The sequence below is a fragment of the Halomonas marinisediminis genome (assembly GCF_004347715.1).
Taxonomy (GTDB): Bacteria; Pseudomonadota; Gammaproteobacteria; order Pseudomonadales; family Halomonadaceae; genus Halomonas; species Halomonas icarae.
The window spans coordinates 15,879-30,663 of sequence record NZ_SLTR01000023.1 but is presented as its reverse complement, the minus strand read 5'-3'; the positions used below and the strand labels follow the sequence as shown (position 1 = coordinate 30,663).

The 14,785-nt window shown below is 63.9% G+C and carries 16 protein-coding genes and 2 tRNA genes; 14 read left to right on the top strand and 4 right to left on the bottom strand.

Going from position 1 to position 14,785, the window contains the following annotated elements; translation table 11 throughout:
* The first annotated feature begins 323 nt into the window (after nt 1–323).
* The 6 genes from E0702_RS14340 to nadA all read left to right on the top strand — a co-directional run bounded on the left by E0702_RS14340 (nt 324) and on the right by nadA (nt 4,477).
* Entirely contained in the window at nt 324–1,235 is a 912-nt protein-coding gene (locus E0702_RS14340; RefSeq protein ID WP_132045015.1) for a segregation and condensation protein A, read from the top strand.
* On the top strand, nt 1,232–2,095 hold the full coding sequence (scpB, locus tag E0702_RS14335; RefSeq protein WP_240721767.1) for an SMC-Scp complex subunit ScpB: 864 nt from the start codon (nt 1,232–1,234) through the stop codon (nt 2,093–2,095). The genes E0702_RS14340 and scpB overlap by 4 nt, the downstream gene beginning before the upstream one ends.
* Entirely contained in the window at nt 2,092–2,943 is an 852-nt protein-coding gene (gene rluB / locus E0702_RS14330; RefSeq protein ID WP_132045013.1) for a 23S rRNA pseudouridine(2605) synthase RluB, read from the top strand. The genes scpB and rluB overlap by 4 nt, the downstream gene beginning before the upstream one ends.
* A gap of 87 nt (nt 2,944–3,030) precedes the next feature.
* Nucleotides 3,031–3,106, top strand: a tRNA-Lys gene (locus tag E0702_RS14325).
* Nucleotides 3,107–3,134: 28 nt separating this feature from the next.
* A tRNA-Lys gene (locus E0702_RS14320) sits at nt 3,135–3,210 on the top strand.
* A gap of 238 nt (nt 3,211–3,448) precedes the next feature.
* A complete protein-coding gene (gene nadA / locus E0702_RS14315; protein ID WP_132045011.1) occupies nt 3,449–4,477 on the top strand; it encodes a quinolinate synthase NadA in 1,029 nt (342 codons plus the stop codon).
* 1 nt (nt 4,478) lies between these two features.
* Here the strand turns inward: nadA and E0702_RS14310 are convergent, their stop codons facing one another.
* Complete coding sequence (locus E0702_RS14310; RefSeq protein WP_132045009.1) at nt 4,479–5,945, bottom strand: M48 family metalloprotease; 1,467 nt, start codon at nt 5,943–5,945, stop codon at nt 4,479–4,481.
* Nucleotides 5,946–6,079: 134 nt separating this feature from the next.
* Between E0702_RS14310 and E0702_RS14305 the strand changes: the two genes are divergently transcribed.
* Both E0702_RS14305 and E0702_RS14300 read left to right on the top strand, forming a co-directional pair.
* Nucleotides 6,080–6,328, top strand: coding sequence for a sulfurtransferase TusA family protein (locus E0702_RS14305; protein WP_132045007.1), 249 nt, complete (start codon nt 6,080–6,082; stop codon nt 6,326–6,328).
* Entirely contained in the window at nt 6,325–7,425 is a 1,101-nt protein-coding gene (locus tag E0702_RS14300; RefSeq protein ID WP_132045005.1) for an AI-2E family transporter, read from the top strand. Before E0702_RS14305 ends, E0702_RS14300 begins: the two co-directional genes overlap by 4 nt.
* A 28-nt stretch (nt 7,426–7,453) precedes the next feature.
* Here E0702_RS14300 and E0702_RS14295 read toward each other — a convergent pair whose 3' ends face one another.
* Complete coding sequence (locus tag E0702_RS14295; RefSeq protein ID WP_132045003.1) at nt 7,454–7,942, bottom strand: peroxiredoxin; 489 nt, start codon at nt 7,940–7,942, stop codon at nt 7,454–7,456.
* Nucleotides 7,943–8,166: 224 nt separating this feature from the next.
* Here E0702_RS14295 and dapA point away from each other — a divergent pair, with 224 nt between their 5' ends.
* From dapA to purC, 4 genes are read left to right on the top strand one after another with little or no spacing between them, the layout of a single operon-like run.
* A complete protein-coding gene (gene dapA, locus E0702_RS14290; RefSeq protein WP_132045001.1) occupies nt 8,167–9,051 on the top strand; it encodes a 4-hydroxy-tetrahydrodipicolinate synthase in 885 nt (294 codons plus the stop codon).
* A gap of 45 nt (nt 9,052–9,096) precedes the next feature.
* Nucleotides 9,097–10,062, top strand: coding sequence for a lipoprotein, NlpB (locus tag E0702_RS14285; protein ID WP_132044999.1), 966 nt, complete (start codon nt 9,097–9,099; stop codon nt 10,060–10,062).
* A complete protein-coding gene (locus tag E0702_RS14280; protein ID WP_132044997.1) occupies nt 10,062–10,865 on the top strand; it encodes an MBL fold metallo-hydrolase in 804 nt (267 codons plus the stop codon). Before E0702_RS14285 ends, E0702_RS14280 begins: the two co-directional genes overlap by 1 nt.
* Before the next feature lie 40 nt (nt 10,866–10,905).
* The gene (gene purC, locus E0702_RS14275; protein ID WP_132044995.1) at nt 10,906–11,619 is read left to right on the top strand and encodes a phosphoribosylaminoimidazolesuccinocarboxamide synthase; all 714 of its coding nucleotides are present in this window, start codon (nt 10,906–10,908) and stop codon (nt 11,617–11,619) included.
* A 52-nt stretch (nt 11,620–11,671) separates the two neighbouring features.
* Here the strand turns inward: purC and tsaA are convergent, their stop codons facing one another.
* The gene (gene tsaA / locus E0702_RS14270; protein WP_132044993.1) at nt 11,672–12,397 is read right to left on the bottom strand and encodes a tRNA (N6-threonylcarbamoyladenosine(37)-N6)-methyltransferase TrmO; all 726 of its coding nucleotides are present in this window, start codon (nt 12,395–12,397) and stop codon (nt 11,672–11,674) included.
* A gap of 103 nt (nt 12,398–12,500) precedes the next feature.
* On the opposite strand from tsaA, the gene E0702_RS14265 reads away from it, so the two are divergent.
* Complete coding sequence (locus tag E0702_RS14265; RefSeq protein WP_132044991.1) at nt 12,501–13,040, top strand: GNAT family N-acetyltransferase; 540 nt, start codon at nt 12,501–12,503, stop codon at nt 13,038–13,040.
* On the opposite strand, the gene nadC is transcribed toward E0702_RS14265, so the two are convergent.
* Nucleotides 13,037–13,897 (bottom strand): carboxylating nicotinate-nucleotide diphosphorylase, encoded by an 861-nt coding sequence (gene nadC / locus E0702_RS14260; protein ID WP_132045059.1) that lies wholly within the window; start codon nt 13,895–13,897, stop codon nt 13,037–13,039. The two genes, E0702_RS14265 and nadC, sit on opposite strands and share 4 nt — an antisense overlap.
* A gap of 97 nt (nt 13,898–13,994) precedes the next feature.
* On the opposite strand from nadC, the gene ampD reads away from it, so the two are divergent.
* Nucleotides 13,995–14,576 (top strand): 1,6-anhydro-N-acetylmuramyl-L-alanine amidase AmpD, encoded by a 582-nt coding sequence (gene ampD, locus E0702_RS14255; RefSeq protein ID WP_132044989.1) that lies wholly within the window; start codon nt 13,995–13,997, stop codon nt 14,574–14,576.
* Nucleotides 14,577–14,785 lie beyond the last annotated feature (209 nt).

Sequence of the window (14,785 nt, the reverse complement as noted above, 5' to 3'; positions counted from 1 at the left end):
CTGGTGTCACCCAGATGTATAGCGGGTAAAACAAGAATGATCTGACAGGCGGTCGAAAGAATTCGAATGCTGCTGAAACCATGCTGCTTGCCAACCAACTGGCGCTACGGTCTCATTGTTGTGGCTCCGGGTCAAAGACTTTCGTGATTTATTTTTGGTGGGCTCGTCGAAGGAGCCGGCCCAGCCGGTTCCGCAGCCGTTGAGGGACGGCGCGGATGGCGCCATCACCGCGCGGGCTGTGGGCAACCTCAAGACGCTGTTTCCATGGGTGCGCTCTTGCTAGACTGCGCCGTTGATTCTGCGTCCCCGGAGAGGCACGCCGCGTGAGTGCTACCCCCGATACCTCCAGCCTCGAACAGACCCCCGCCGGCCAGGCCGAGGTGCTCGGCAGGCTGTTCGATGAGCCGATTACCGAGCTGCCGGAGGACCTCTATATCCCGCCGGAGGCGCTGCGGGTCTTTCTCGAAGCCTTCGAGGGGCCGCTCGACCTGCTGCTCTACCTGATTCGCCGACAGAACCTGGATATTCTGGCCATCGATGTGGCCGCCATCACCCGGCAGTACATCGAGTACGTCGAGCTGATGAAGGCCATGGAGATCGAGCTGGCGGGCGAATATCTGCTGATGGCGGCGATGCTTGCCGAGATCAAGTCGCGCACCCTGCTGCCGCGCCCACCGAAGGAGGGGGGCGACGACGAGGAGGAGGATCCGCGCGCCGAGCTTATTCGCCGCCTGCAGGAGTATGAGCGATTAAAGAGTGCCGCCGAGTCGCTGGCCGAACTGCCTCGGCTGGGGCGGGACTGGTTCCCGGCTCGGGCGGCACTGCCGCCGCTGGAGAGCCGGGTGATCCACCCCGATGTCGGACTGGATCAGTTGCTGGGTGCCCTGGCCGGTATCCTGCGGCGTGCCGAGCTCAGCCAGACCCACCAGATCAGCCGCGAGGTGCTGTCGACCCGCGAGCGCATGCTGGCGATCATGGAGCGGCTCGAGGGCGGTCGCTTCGTGCCCTTCGAGGCGCTGTTCGCGCTGGAGGAAGGGCGCGCCGGTGTCGTGGTGACCTTCATGGCGATTCTCGAGTTGGCCAAGGAGTCGATGATCGAGGTCGTGCAGAACGCACCATTGTCGCCCCTTCATGTCCGCGCCCGAGTCGCCCCAGTCGAGGGTGTCGAACAGGGTGATCTCGAAGATGGGGGAGAGAGTCCCTTCGAGGAGGAAGACGGGGAGGTTGGGCCATGATGGCCGAGGAAGCGCCCGGCGGGCTGGATGAGATCCTCGAGGCTGCACTGTTGGCCGCCGGTGAGCCATTGGCGGTGGAGCGCCTGGAGGCGCTGTTCGACGACCATGAGCGGCCACCTCGCCGCGCCCTGCGCGAGGCGTTGGAGCGTCTGCGTAGCCGCCATGAACGGGGAGCCATGGAGCTGATCGAGACGGCCTCGGGCTATCAGCTGCGCATCCGCCCACGGCTCTCTCCCTGGGTGTCGCGACTATGGGATGAGCGGCCCCAACGCTACTCCAGGGCCCTGCTCGAGACCCTGGCGCTGATTGCCTACCGCCAGCCGGTTACCCGTGGCGATATCGAGGAGGTGCGTGGGGTCTCGGTGAGCGGCTCGATCATGCGCACCCTGCTCGAGCGTGGCTGGGTTCGCGTGGTGGGCCATCGTGACGTGCCGGGGCGCCCCGCGGTCTATGCGACCACTCGCAGCTTTCTCGACGACTTCGGTCTCAAGACGCTCGATGAACTACCCCCCATGCATGAACTCAAGGCGTTCGAGGGGGCGGAACAGATGGATGCCTTCGATGAGGAGGCGTCGCCGCCCGACCAGACCGATATTCTCGCCCAGGCGGATAGGGTGCAAGATGAGGGTGACGGTGAGGCGTCCGAGGGCGCTACACTATCCGAGGCGTCGATCGCGACCGATTCCTCCCACGAGGCCGCCGAAGAGGGCGGCCTCGATCACGCCGAGAAGGCGTCCGAGCGGGCAGATCTGAGCTTCGCCGATCTCGAGGCGCGTCTGTCCGAACGTGCCCGGAGCCGCGTCGCTGATGACGCTGCTGCGGGGACGGAATACACATCCAGTGAGAACGAAGATTCATGAGCAATACCAGCGAAAAACTGCAGAAGGTCCTGGCACGAGCGGGGCTTGGCTCGCGCCGCGAGATGGAAGCTGCCATCGCCGCCGGCCGCGTCCAGGTCAATGGCCAGGTGGCGACTCTGGGCGATCGTATCGAGACCCGCGACAGGGTGCTCTTCGATAATCGGCCGGTGACCCTGCGTGCCGCCGAGGAGGTGCCGCGGCGAGTGATCATGTACAACAAGCCCGAGGGTGAACTGTGTACTCGCAAGGATCCCGAGGGGCGTCGTACCGTGTTCGACCGGCTCCCGCGCCTCAAGGGTGAGCGCTGGATCGCCATCGGTCGCCTGGATATCAACACCAGTGGCCTGCTGCTGTTTACCACCGATGGTGAGCTTGCCAACCGCCTGATGCACCCCTCCACTCAGGTGGAGCGGGAGTATGCGGTGCGGGTGATGGGAGAGGTAACCCGGGAGCATGTGGTGGCCATGGTCGAAGGCGTGATGCTTGACGACGGCCCGGCGCGCTTCACCGACGTTCAGGAGTTTGGCGGTGAGGGCATCAACACCTGGTTTCACGTGGTGATCATGGAGGGGCGCAATCGCGAAGTGCGTCGACTCTGGGAGTCGCAAGGCCTTACCGTCAGTCGGCTCAAGCGGGTGCGCTACGGCAATATCTTTCTCGACAAGCGCGCCAAGGCCGGTGAGTGGGTGGAGCTCTCTCAGGAAGAGGTCGATGATCTGGCTGAGCTGGCAAGCCTGCCGGCCCGCAAGGTGCCGGAGCTGACGCCGGACGAGAAGAATCGCTGGAGCCGCGACAAGCACAAGCGCAAGCCGGTTCAGGCGATGCGCAAGCCGAGGGCGCGTCGCTGACGGGGGCTCAGTCAGCAGAGGCCAAAAGAAGTCAAAAAAGTCTTGCCAGGCCGCAGGTGTATCAGTATTATCTGCCCCCGTTCGGAAGGGTCGTTAGCTCAGTTGGTAGAGCAGTTGGCTTTTAACCAATTGGTCGTAGGTTCGAATCCTACACGACCCACCACTCCGGACACTGGCTTGCATGCAAGCTCGGGTCGTTAGCTCAGTTGGTAGAGCAGTTGGCTTTTAACCAATTGGTCGTAGGTTCGAATCCTACACGACCCACCAATTCAGACGCCCCGGTCTCCTCGAGATCGGGGCGTTTTCGTGCCGGTGTCGAGGGGCTGGCGAGAGGTTTTCGGCCGGCGCTGGTCAATACACCAGTGATATGGTCTAGAATAGAGGGCGAGCCGGCAGGCGACAGACGCGGCCGAGCTCATTGGCGCATCTCGCCACGCGGAGGGCGTGGAAGAGATGCTCCCATCCTCTGCAGGGGGAGCCCCTGCCGGTCACAGTGGTAGACACGATGACGATCATGACTTCCCGTGCCGAGGTGCGTGAGCACCTGGCCCGCACCTATTGTCCCACCCGTATTCCCGCCCAGGACCAGGCGCGCATCGAGGAGATCAAGCGGCTTCTCGAGGCCAACAACGCCGTTCTGGTGGCCCATTACTACACCGACGATGCCATCCAGCAGCTGGCCGAGGAGACCGGGGGCTGCGTGGCCGACTCCCTGGAGATGGCTCGCTTCGGCGCCCGGCATCCGGCCGATACCCTGGTGGTGGCCGGTGTACGCTTCATGGGAGAGACCGCCAAGATCCTCTCCCCGGAGAAGCGAGTGTTGATGCCGACCCTGGAGGCGACCTGTTCGCTCGATCTGGGGTGTCCGGCCGATGAGTTCAGCGCCTTCTGCGACCAGCACCCCGACCGCACCGTGGTGGTCTACGCCAACACCTCGGCGGCGGTAAAGGCGCGTGCCGACTGGGTGGTGACCTCCTCCATCGCCGTGGAGGTGATCGAGCACCTCCAGGCCCGTGGCGAGAAGATCCTGTGGGCGCCGGACAAGCACCTGGGGGGCTATATCCAGAAGCAGACCGGTGCCGACATGCTGCTGTGGGACGGTGCCTGCATCGTCCACGAAGAGTTCAAGTCCAAGGGGGTCGAGGACCTCAAGGCGCTCTATCCGGAGGCCGCGGTGCTGGTGCACCCGGAGTCGCCGGCGGCGGTGGTGGAGCTGGCCGATGTGGCGGGCTCGACGTCTCAGCTGATCCAGGCGGCCAAGGAGCTGCCCAATGACAAGCTGATCGTTGCCACCGATCGTGGCATCTTCTTCAAGATGCAGCAGGCGGTGCCGGAAAAGACGCTGTTCGAGGCACCTACGGCTGGCGATGGTGCCACTTGCAAGAGTTGTGCCCACTGCCCCTGGATGGCGATGAACGGGCTGGATAACCTGGCCGATGCCCTGCGTCATGGGCTCGGTGAAATCCAGGTCGATACAGGGCTCCGCCATGCGGCGCTGAAGCCGCTGGAGAGGATGCTCAACTTCAAGCGCTAGGCTACTGAAACTTCTCGAGCGTTTCGCGATAGCCGAGGAATGCCTCGTAACGCTGCTCGATGCGTGCCGCCGCGGTCATATTGCCTTCTCGTTCGGCTACCCTACGAGCCACGCCCAGCTGGCGGATGGCATCGGTGATGCGTCCGGTAAGCTGCTGGTATTCGGCGCGGGCCAGGTGGCCCAGGGCCTCGCGGCCGCTACGTCCCGCCGCCTCGGCGAGTAGTGCAAACACGCGATGGTCCTCGGGGCGCCTCTCGGCCAGGTCGCGCAGGAGTCGCCAGGCCGCCTCAGGATCACGCTGGAGTTGTGCTTCGGCGAGGGTGAGGCTGGTCGGCACATGACCCGGAACCAGGCGCAACAGGCGCCGGCTGCGTTCAATGGCGTCATCGGTGCGTCCCGCGGCGAAGGCCGTTTCGGCCGCTGTAGCGGGGATCAGGGTGAGGTCAGGCTGCTCTCGCGCCAGGGCATCGAGCTGGCGCAGCGCCTCATCCGTATCGCCGTGTTCGGCGCTGATCAAGGCCGCCAGATAACGCTCCGCCAGTCGTGGAGCGCCGTCCTGGCTCAGTCGAGTTTGCGCCCGGCCGGGGTCCCCCTGATGGATCGCCAGCAGGGCACGGGCGCGCACCAGGTGGTACTGCAGGCCATCTCGTTGTCCCTGCACCGAGAGCTTGGCGGCGCGAGAGGCGGTATCACTGATGCGTGACTCGGTCAGCGGGTGGGTGAGCAGGAACTCGGGAGGAGTGCCGCCCTGCAGGCTGGCCAGTTGCTGCATGGCGCGAAACATCGAGACCATGGACTCGGGGTCGTAGCCGGCTTCCGTCATGATCTGCAGGCCCAGCCGGTCGGCTTCCTGTTCATAGCGTCGCGAATAGGTCAGCTGATCCTGGATAAAGGCGGCCTGGGAACCCATGGCGACGCCAATGCCCGCACTTCCCCCGCCGGCGGCGGCGATCAGCATGCCAGCCAGCATGGCGGCCATGGCCGGAACCTGGGTCTGTTCGGCGCGAGCCTGGCCGCGCGCGAAGTGGCGTTGGGCCAGGTGACCGAGTTCATGGGCAAGCACCGAGACCAGCTCCGCCTCCTGTTCGGCGAAGGCGAACAGTCCGGCATTGACGCCGACCACCCCGCCCGGCACCGCGAAGGCATTGAGGCGATGGCTGTCGACCAGCGTCACAATCAGCTCATTGGTCCCGATTCCGCCATGGGAGGCGAGGCGAGCGAGCAGCGCCTCGACATAGCCCTGGGCGATGGGGTCCTGCCATTCGGGGACCCGGGCGCGAAACTGGCGCAGCCAGGCACGCCCCAGTCGATACTCTTCGCTGCTGGCGGCCCGATGGTCCGGAGCTGACAGGCTGGGCAGGTCGGCGCTGCCTTCCCAGCCGGGCTCGATCCACTGGCCGCTGGCAGGCAGTGCCAGGCACAGCCCCACCAACAGGGTGATAGCACGAGGGAAGGGGCGTGACGGCATGGGCAAGCTCTCCTTGGGGCGAGGCGGGCCCACACTCTGACATTGATTCGCCTCGCAAAGTGCCTTTAAATCCTAGGGTTTCCCGCCGCTGGTCAAGCCAGGTGGCGATATCCCGCATTCTTCAGGGAGTCTACATGTCTCTGCAACCCGACCAAGTACTCGATGTCTGCGGACTGCCTTGCCCGCTCCCCCTGCTCAAGGCCAAACAGGCGCTCTCCCGGCTCGAGGTTGGTCAGCTTCTCGAGGTAAGGGCCACCGACGCCGGCTCCTGGGGGGACTTTGCCACCTATATCGCGCAGAGCGCTCACGAAATGCCCGCCAGGGAGGAGCGCGACAGTATTTACCACTACTGGATCCGCAAGGGCGAGGGGCGCGCTTCATGACCCTGCGTTCCGTGCTCAGGGGGTGGGTCGATCGCTATCTATCCGATGAGGAGGCGGTAATCCTGCTGCTGGTCCTGGTGCTCGGCATCGCGGTGGTGGTCTTCCTGGGGCGTATGCTGGCACCTTTCCTGACGGCGCTGGTGATCGCCTTTCTGCTTCAGGGGGCGGTGAGCTGGCTCGAACGGCGACACGTTCCCCATCTTCTGGCCGTGATCCTGGTGTTCCTCTTCTTCCTTGGATTGTTGCTGGCAATGGCCCTTATCCTGATGCCGTTGATCTGGAATCAGCTGGTAGGGCTGGTGCAGGAGACGCCACGGATGTTCGCTAGTGGCCAACAGCTGCTCGACGATCTGCAGGAGCGTTACCCCCAGCTGGTCACCCCGGATCAGATACAGAACTGGATCGCCGTGGCCGGCCGCGAGATGACCCAGTTCGGGCAGCGCGCATTGACCCTTTCTCTGGCTTCGCTGGGTAACGTCCTGGCGCTGATCATCTATCTTGTGCTGGTGCCGATTCTGGTGTTCTTCCTGCTCAAGGATCGTGAGCGACTGGTCGACTTCATCCTGTCGCTGCTTCCTCGCAAACGCACCCTGATGACCCGTATCTGGCATGAGATGGACAGCCAGATTGCCAACTATGTGCGCGGCAAGTTTATCGAGATCATGATCGTGGGCACGACGGCATTCCTGACCTTTGCCTTTTTCGGGCTGCCATATACCGCATTGCTGGCGGTACTGGTGGGGTTCTCGGTGTTGGTGCCGTATATTGGCGCTGCGGTGGCGACCCTGCCGGTGGCCGCCGTGGCGGGCTTTCATTTCGGCATGAGCGACCAGTTCCTCTATGTGCTGATCGCCTATGGCGTCATTCAGGCGCTGGATGGCAATGTACTGGTGCCGGTGCTGTTTTCCGAGGCGGTCAACCTGCATCCGGTATCGATCATCGTGGCGGTGCTGTTCTTCGGCGGCGTCTGGGGGTTCTGGGGTGTCTTCTTTGCCATTCCGCTGGCAACTCTGATCAAGGCGCTGGTCTATGCCTGGCCCCGTGGAGTCAAGCGTCTTCGGCAGGACGAAGGGGGGGAGGTGATGGCAGGGGAGTGAGGGCCGCTCCAGGCGGCCCTGCCCGCTGTTACTCGGTGTCGCCGGTGCTCTTGTTCAGGGCCTGGGCCCTTTCCAGGACTTCCTGGGCGTGGCCCTTGACCTTGACCCCGCGCCACTCGTGAGCCAGCTTGCCCTCGCTGTCGATCAGGAAAGTGCTGCGCTCGATGCCGAGGTGCTCCTTGCCGTACATCTTCTTGAGCTTGATTACGTCGAACAGCCGGCAGAGTGTCTCCTCCTTGTCGGAGATAAGGGGGAAGTTGAATGCCTGCTTTGCCTTGAAGTTCTCCTGAGCCCTAATGCCGTCCCGGGAGGCGCCGAGCACCACGGTATTGGCAGCCTCGAACTCCTCCAGGCGATCGCGGAAGTCACCGCCTTCGGTGGTGCAGCCGGGGGTGCTGGCCTTGGGGTAGAAGAAAATTACAACCTGGCGGCCTTTGATCTCGGACAGGGTAACGCTCGTGTCCCCGGTGGCGAGGGCCGTGAAGTCGGGAACCGGCTGACCGATGCTGACGCTCATGAAGATCTCCTGGGTGAGTAAGTCACGGAGCGTCGATTACACGCAACCCCCGATCGTCTGTCAAAGAGGTCGGTGGAATCTGGTTGCGTCGCTGTACAGGCCTGGGCCGCCTGAGTACCATTTGAACCTTGGGGGCAGCGACCTGCCCTTTTTTGGGCGCCGCTAGGGCCGGGGCGCCGAGAGGCAATCGAGCCGGCAGCAGTCGAACCGAGAGGATAGAGAGGATGGTCACGGGAAGCATCGTCGCCCTGGCGACGCCGATGAAGGTCAATGGCGATATCGATTGGGAGGCGCTGCGTCGCCTGGTGAACTTCCATCTCGACCATGGCACCGATGGCATCGTCGCCGCCGGTACCACCGGCGAGCCCACCACCATGTCATTTGCCGAACACTTCGATGTGATTCGGGCGGTGGTGGAAGAGGTTGACGGACGGATTCCGGTGATTGCCGGTACCGGTGCCAATGCTACCTCCGAGGCCGTGGAGCTGGCTCGCTATGCCAGCGAGGTTGGTGCAGACTACTGCCTCTCGGTCTGTCCCTACTACAACAAGCCAACCCAGGAGGGGCTCTACCGCCACTTCAAGGCGGTTGCCGAAGGTAGTGAGCTTCCGGTGATCCTTTACAATGTACCAGGCCGCACCTGCTCCGACCTCTACAACGAGACCGTGCTGCGTCTCGCCGAGGTCGACAATATTGTCGGGCTAAAGGATGCCACCGGTAATCTGGAGCGTGCCGAGGACCTGATCAATCGTCTAGCGGGCAGTGGCTTCATGCTCTACTCGGGTGATGATGGCACCGCCTGCGACTTCATGCTGATGGGCGGACACGGAGATATCTCTGTGACGGCCAATGTGGCGCCCCAGGCCATGCACGACCTATGTGTCGCCGCGGTGGCTGGAGATGCCGAGCGAGCGCATCAGCTCAATACCCGCCTGATGCCGCTGCATACCAATCTCGGCATTGAGGCTAACCCGATTCCGGTTAAATGGGCGCTCAATCGCATGGGGCTGCTCGAGCCGGGTATTCGTCTGCCGCTCACCTGGCTATCCGAGAAGTACCACTCCACCATCAGCGAAGCCCTGCAGCTGGCCGGTCTGATCGACGACTGATCGGCGCTGCGCCGGCCCTTGGACAACTGGATGCAAGGTAGACCCATGAACTCAGCGCTGAAATGGCTGCCGCTGGCGATGCTCGTCGCCTTGGCTGGCTGTGCCCGTGATGGCGGTTATTATCACGATCGTAATATCGACTATGCCGATGCCCGTCAGGCGGCGCCTCTAGCGCTGCCCAAGAGTCGTGCGGCCGAACGCTATCGCGATGTCATGCCGATACCCGAGATTGCAGGCGACTTTCGCGGCTCGACGGAAGGCTTCGAGGCGCCGGCACCACAGCCACTGGGGATGGGGCGCATTCAGCGAGAATTCGTAGAATCCCGCCGAGTGGGCGATGACGCCTGGCTGGTGGTGGGAGCCGCGCCAGACAGCGTCTGGCCACAACTGGAGAGCTTCGCGCGTAGCCGTGGCCTGGGAGTGGTCACGAGCGATTCGAGTCGCGGGGTGGTCGAGACACGCCAAGGGCGATTGAGTGTTCGGCAGGGGCTGCGCGCCGGGGACAGCGAGGTGCGCTGCGACCAGGCAGGGCGATCTGTGGAGGCCTGCCTGGATGCTCTCGAGCAGTATTTCAGTGCACGTAGCGCCACGGCGTCGAGCACCGCCTCGTTGCAGGCCCAGCGATTGGCCGGCGGGGAGCGTCTGCGCCTGGTTCAGCGGGGCGACGAGTGGATGGTCGATGTGCCATTGGATATCGATCGCACCTGGGCCGAGCTCAACCACCAGCTCGAGCAGGACTTCACCGTCGAGGATCGCCGTGAGCTGCTGAACAGCAACTCGAGAGACTACAGCTTTCTCGTGAGCTACATGACGGTGACGGAGCGAAACCGTAACCCGCTTCAAATCGTCTTCAGTGCCGACGTTCGTAAGATGCATCAGCAGATTCGCCTGGAGCTGGAGCGCGAGGACTCCGATAGGACCCTACTGCGGGCGATAAATGTCAGCGAGCGTGACTTCAGTGCCGAGGACCGGCGTGAACTGCTGGAGCGGGTGGCGAGCCTGCTGCGCTGATGGGAGAGGCCGATAACACCGTCGCGCGGCACCGCGGGCGGCTGCATTTTGCATCGCTGGGCAGTGGCAGCAAGGGTAATGCGACCCTGGTCAGCGACGGCGAGACTCACCTGCTGGTGGACTGTGGCTTCACGCTGCGCGAAGCAGAGCATCGCCTGGCCCGTATGGGCCTGCACCCACGGCAGCTCGATGCCCTACTGGTGACCCATGAGCATGGCGACCATATTCGTGGAGTTGGCCCCCTGGCTCGTCGCTATGGGGTGCCGGTATGGTTGACACCAGGTACCTGGGGCAGCGGCCGTCTGGGTGAACTGCCCAAACGCCACTGGATCACTCCCCAGGCGCGCTTCGCCGTGAAGGGGCTGTCTATCGACCCGGTGACCGTGCCGCATGATGCCCGCGAGCCGGTACAGTTTCGTATCCAGGGCGGTGAGCGACACCTGGGGCTGCTTACCGACCTCGGACACCCCACCGAGCATGTCGCCCAGGCCTTTGCCGGCTGCGATGCCCTGGTGCTTGAGTGCAACCATGATGTCCGGATGCTTGCCGAGGGCCCCTATCCACCACGCCTCAAGCGGCGAGTGGGAGGCGACTGGGGGCATCTGGCCAATACTCAGGCGGCAACACTGCTGACCCGGCTCGGCCTCGACCGCCTGCAGCGAATCGCCTGTTCGCATCTATCTGAACACAACAATCGCCCCGAGCTGGCGCTGGAGGCTTTGACGCCACTGCTCGACGGTGACACATCGCGGTTGATGGTAGCCTGCCAGGACGATGGCCTGGCATGGCAGGCCATCGCCTGAGCTGCAACCTGCCAACTGACCAAGCCCTCCGGAGGCTTCCATGGAAAAGCGTCAAGAACTCTACGCCGGCAAGGCCAAGTCGGTCTTCACCACCGATGACCCGGATCGCGTCATACTGCAATTCCGCGATGACACCAGCGCCTTCGACGGCGAGCGCATGGAGTCGCTGGACCGCAAGGGGATGGTCAACAACCGCTTCAACGCCTTCATCATGGAGACGTTGACCGCAGCGGGGGTGCCCACCCACTTCGAGAAGCGCCTCTCCGACACCGAAAGCCTGGTCAAGACGCTGGAGATGATTCCGGTGGAGTGCGTGGTGCGCAATATTGCCGCGGGCAGCCTGGTCAAGCGGCTGGGCGTGACCGAGGGGGAGGCGCTCTCGCCGCCCACCTTCGAGCTGTTTCTCAAGAATGACGCCCTGCACGATCCCATGATCAACGAGTCGTTGGCCGAAACCTTCGGCTGGGCGACCGCCGACCAGCTGGCCGAGATGAAAGCACTGACCTTCAAGGTCAACGCGGTGCTCAAGCAGCTGTTTGCCGATGGCGGCCTGCTGCTGGTGGACTACAAGCTGGAGTTCGGTCTCTTCAAGGGGCAGCTCGTGCTGGGCGATGAGTTCTCCCCGGACGGTTGCCGTCTGTGGGACGCTAAGACGCGCGAGAAGCTCGACAAGGATCGCTTCCGCCAGGGCCTCGGTGGCGTGATCGAGGCCTACGAGGAAGTCGGTCGTCGTATCGGGATCAGCTTCGACTGAAGCAGAGCCGTCACATTGGCGTCACCAGGGGCCCTGCGGGGCCCTTGATCGTTCATTCAGGCACGATCTCCAGTACCTCCAGAAGACTGCTGCCATCGGGTGTAGCCACAACACGAAAGCGTATATCCAGCTCGCGCAGGCGAACGCCATAACGGCGTGTCTCATCGTCGTCTCGATAGGCCGGTCGTGGGTCCTGGCTCAGTACCTCCTCGATCAGTGAGCGCAGCGAGGCCGCGTCATCACGCTTGGCTAGCGTCGCTTCGGCTGCGTGAGCGAAGCATACTGGAAGCTGGAGAGGAGCCTCGGGAGCGAAGCCGGCGCGGGCCTCAGGCCTGGCTTCTGCCCAGGGCAGGTAAGGCTTGATATCCAGCACCGGAGTGCCGTGCACCAGGTCGGCACCGGCGAGCCGCAGCCTGACACCGTCCCGGGTGTCGACCCCGATCAGTTCGACAAGCGAGAGCCCCAGGCGGTTGGGCCGATGCGTGCTGCGACTGGCGAAGACTCCGACCCGACGATTGCCGCCAAGGCGTGGCGGCCGCACCAGTGGTGTCCAGCGTTCGGGGCTGTGGTGGAAGAGAAAGGTGAGCCACAGGTGGCTGAAGGCCTCCAGCCCCCTGACCGTCAGCGGGTCGTCATAGGGCGGGAGTAGCTGGAGGGCGGCGCGTGCCGATGGGGCGAGACCGGGCTGCCGGGGTACGCCGAACTTGTCGGGGAAGTCGCTCTCGATAATGCCGATGGGCGACAGGCTGATGGCCGGGGGGGAGGAGTGATCGCTCATGGAGGTCATTATGCCTGGCCCCGCACAGGCCGGCGACCGTGGTTGGCCTGTCGGCTCTGGGTTGTGTAGTCTCTCGGCAGTCATCAACGTTGCGAGACATCCCATGGGTGAAACGGCTGCTGTGCCGAAGAGCGAGGCCCCGCGCTGCCCCGCACCGCGAATACGCTACCGCGAGGCCCTGGCGCGAGACGCCGGCGACCAGGCCGAGATCTTTCATCATGCGGTGATGCAGGGTGCAGCCGCGCACTACACCAGGCCACAGCGTGACGCCTGGGTCTCGGCGTTGCCGCGAGAGGCGTGTGCCTGGGCGGCGCGACAGGCCCTCTATACCACTCTGGTGGCGGAGTGTGACGGCCGCTGCGTCGGCTTTCTCGAGCTGGAGCCCCTTGCCGGCCGCATCGTGACGCTCTATGTGTGGCCTTCGCTGGCGCGTCGCGGCATCGGTTCAACGCTATTGATTCACGCCGAGCGACTGCTGATCGAGCGCGGAGTGTCTCGTGCCAGCATCGAGGCGAGCCTGATGCTGGCCGTGGGGCTGGAACGGCGCGGCTGGCGCGACCTTGGTCATGAGTATGTGGAGCGCAACGGTGAGCGGCTGTCTCGCCATCGGCTGGAGAAGTCGCTGGTCGCGCTGCAGACCTAGTCTTCCAGGCGCATGGAGAGGTCGATCGCCTTGACATCCTTGGTCAGGGCGCCGCTGGAGATGCAGTCGACCCCGGTGTCGGCGATGGCGCGCAGCGTACTCCTGTCGACGTTGCCGGAGGCCTCCAGGGTCGCCTTGCCGGCGTTGCGGCGTACGGCCTCCCGCAGCTCGTCGAGGCCGAAATTGTCGAGCATGATGATGTCGGCATCGGCCGCCAGGGCCTGGTCAAGCTCGTCGAGGCTCTCCACCTCCACCTCTACCGGCAGGTCGCTCGCGATGCGGCGGGCCTCGCTCACCGCCGCCTCGATACCACCACAGGCGGCGATATGGTTCTCCTTGATCAGGAAGGCATCCCATAGCCCGATCCGATGATTGTGCCCTCCGCCGCAGGCCACCGCATACTTCTGCGCCAGGCGCAGGCCGGGCAGGGTCTTGCGGGTGTCGAGCAGGCGTACGCCGGTGTCGGCGATCAGGTCGACATAGTGGCGGGTGTGAGTGGCGGTAGCGGATAGCGTCTGCAACAGGTTGAGTGCCGCGCGCTCGCCGGTCAGCAGGCTGCGCGCCGCCCCCTCCAGCTCGAGGAAGCATTGGCCGGCCTTCAGGGTGTCTCCGTCGGCGGCCAGCCAGCGCAGGGTCACCGTGGCATCGAGGCGGCGGAACAGTTCATCGACCCAGGCCACCCCGCACAGCACGCAGTCATCGCGGGTGATGACGCGAGCCCTGGCGAACTGCTCGGCAGGAATCAGTTGGGCGGTGATATCGCCCGGGCCAACGTCCTCGGCCAGCAGGCGGGCGGCGGCATCGCGAATCTCTTCGACGAGCTTGTTGTGGTAAGGCAGGGCGTCCTGGAAGTCCATGCGGGTCACTCGTGGGGTTGGCGCCGGCGCGGGGTGGCCGGAGTGGTCAAGGAGGTCCATTATAGGGAATCCACACCGGCGACGTCAGGGGAGACGCATGGCGATTGAAGAGGGTTGGCTTGCCGAGGCGCGGCGAGTGCCATCGCCCAACTGTGACGAGCGGCCGCATGATGAAGTGTCGCTGCTGGTGCTGCACTCCATTAGCCTGCCGCCGGGTGAGTATGGTGGAGCGCATATCGAGCACCTCTTCACCAACCGGCTGGACCCCGAGGCGCATCCCTTCTTCGTTTCCCTCCAGGGGCTGCGCGTGTCGGCTCACCTGCTGATTCGTCGCAGTGGCGAGTGCGTACAGTTCGTGCCTTTCCAGCGCCGGGCCTGGCATGCCGGGCGTTCCAGTTGGCACGACGGTGCGCGTTTGCGCACCGCGCTCAATGACTTTGCCATTGGCATCGAGCTGGAGGGTAACGAGGTCTCTGCCTATACCGGTGCCCAGTATCAGCGCCTGGTCGAGGTGACGCTCGACCTTTTCGGCGCTTACCCTCAACTGGACGCGTCGCGTATCACAGGACATGCTCAGGTGGCTCCGCTGCGCAAGAGTGACCCGGGGCCCGCCTTCGACTGGGCCTACTTTCATCAGCGGCTACACGAGTGCCAAGCTGCCGGTCTGATCGTAGGCTAGCGCCAACGCTAGGGCGCTCGCTTGCTTCATACGGTAGTTTAACTACATCCCCTTGACCTTCGTCGATTTTCTTTCTGGTTCAAATGCTAACTCCTTGTGCTGCGGTGCAGTATGGTTGACTTGGAAACCATTTCCATTTGTGCTTGCTTTGGCAGTTGGCGAGGTTTACTGTATCTTTCGCAAAGAAACGACGGTTTTTTCGCGTCGTG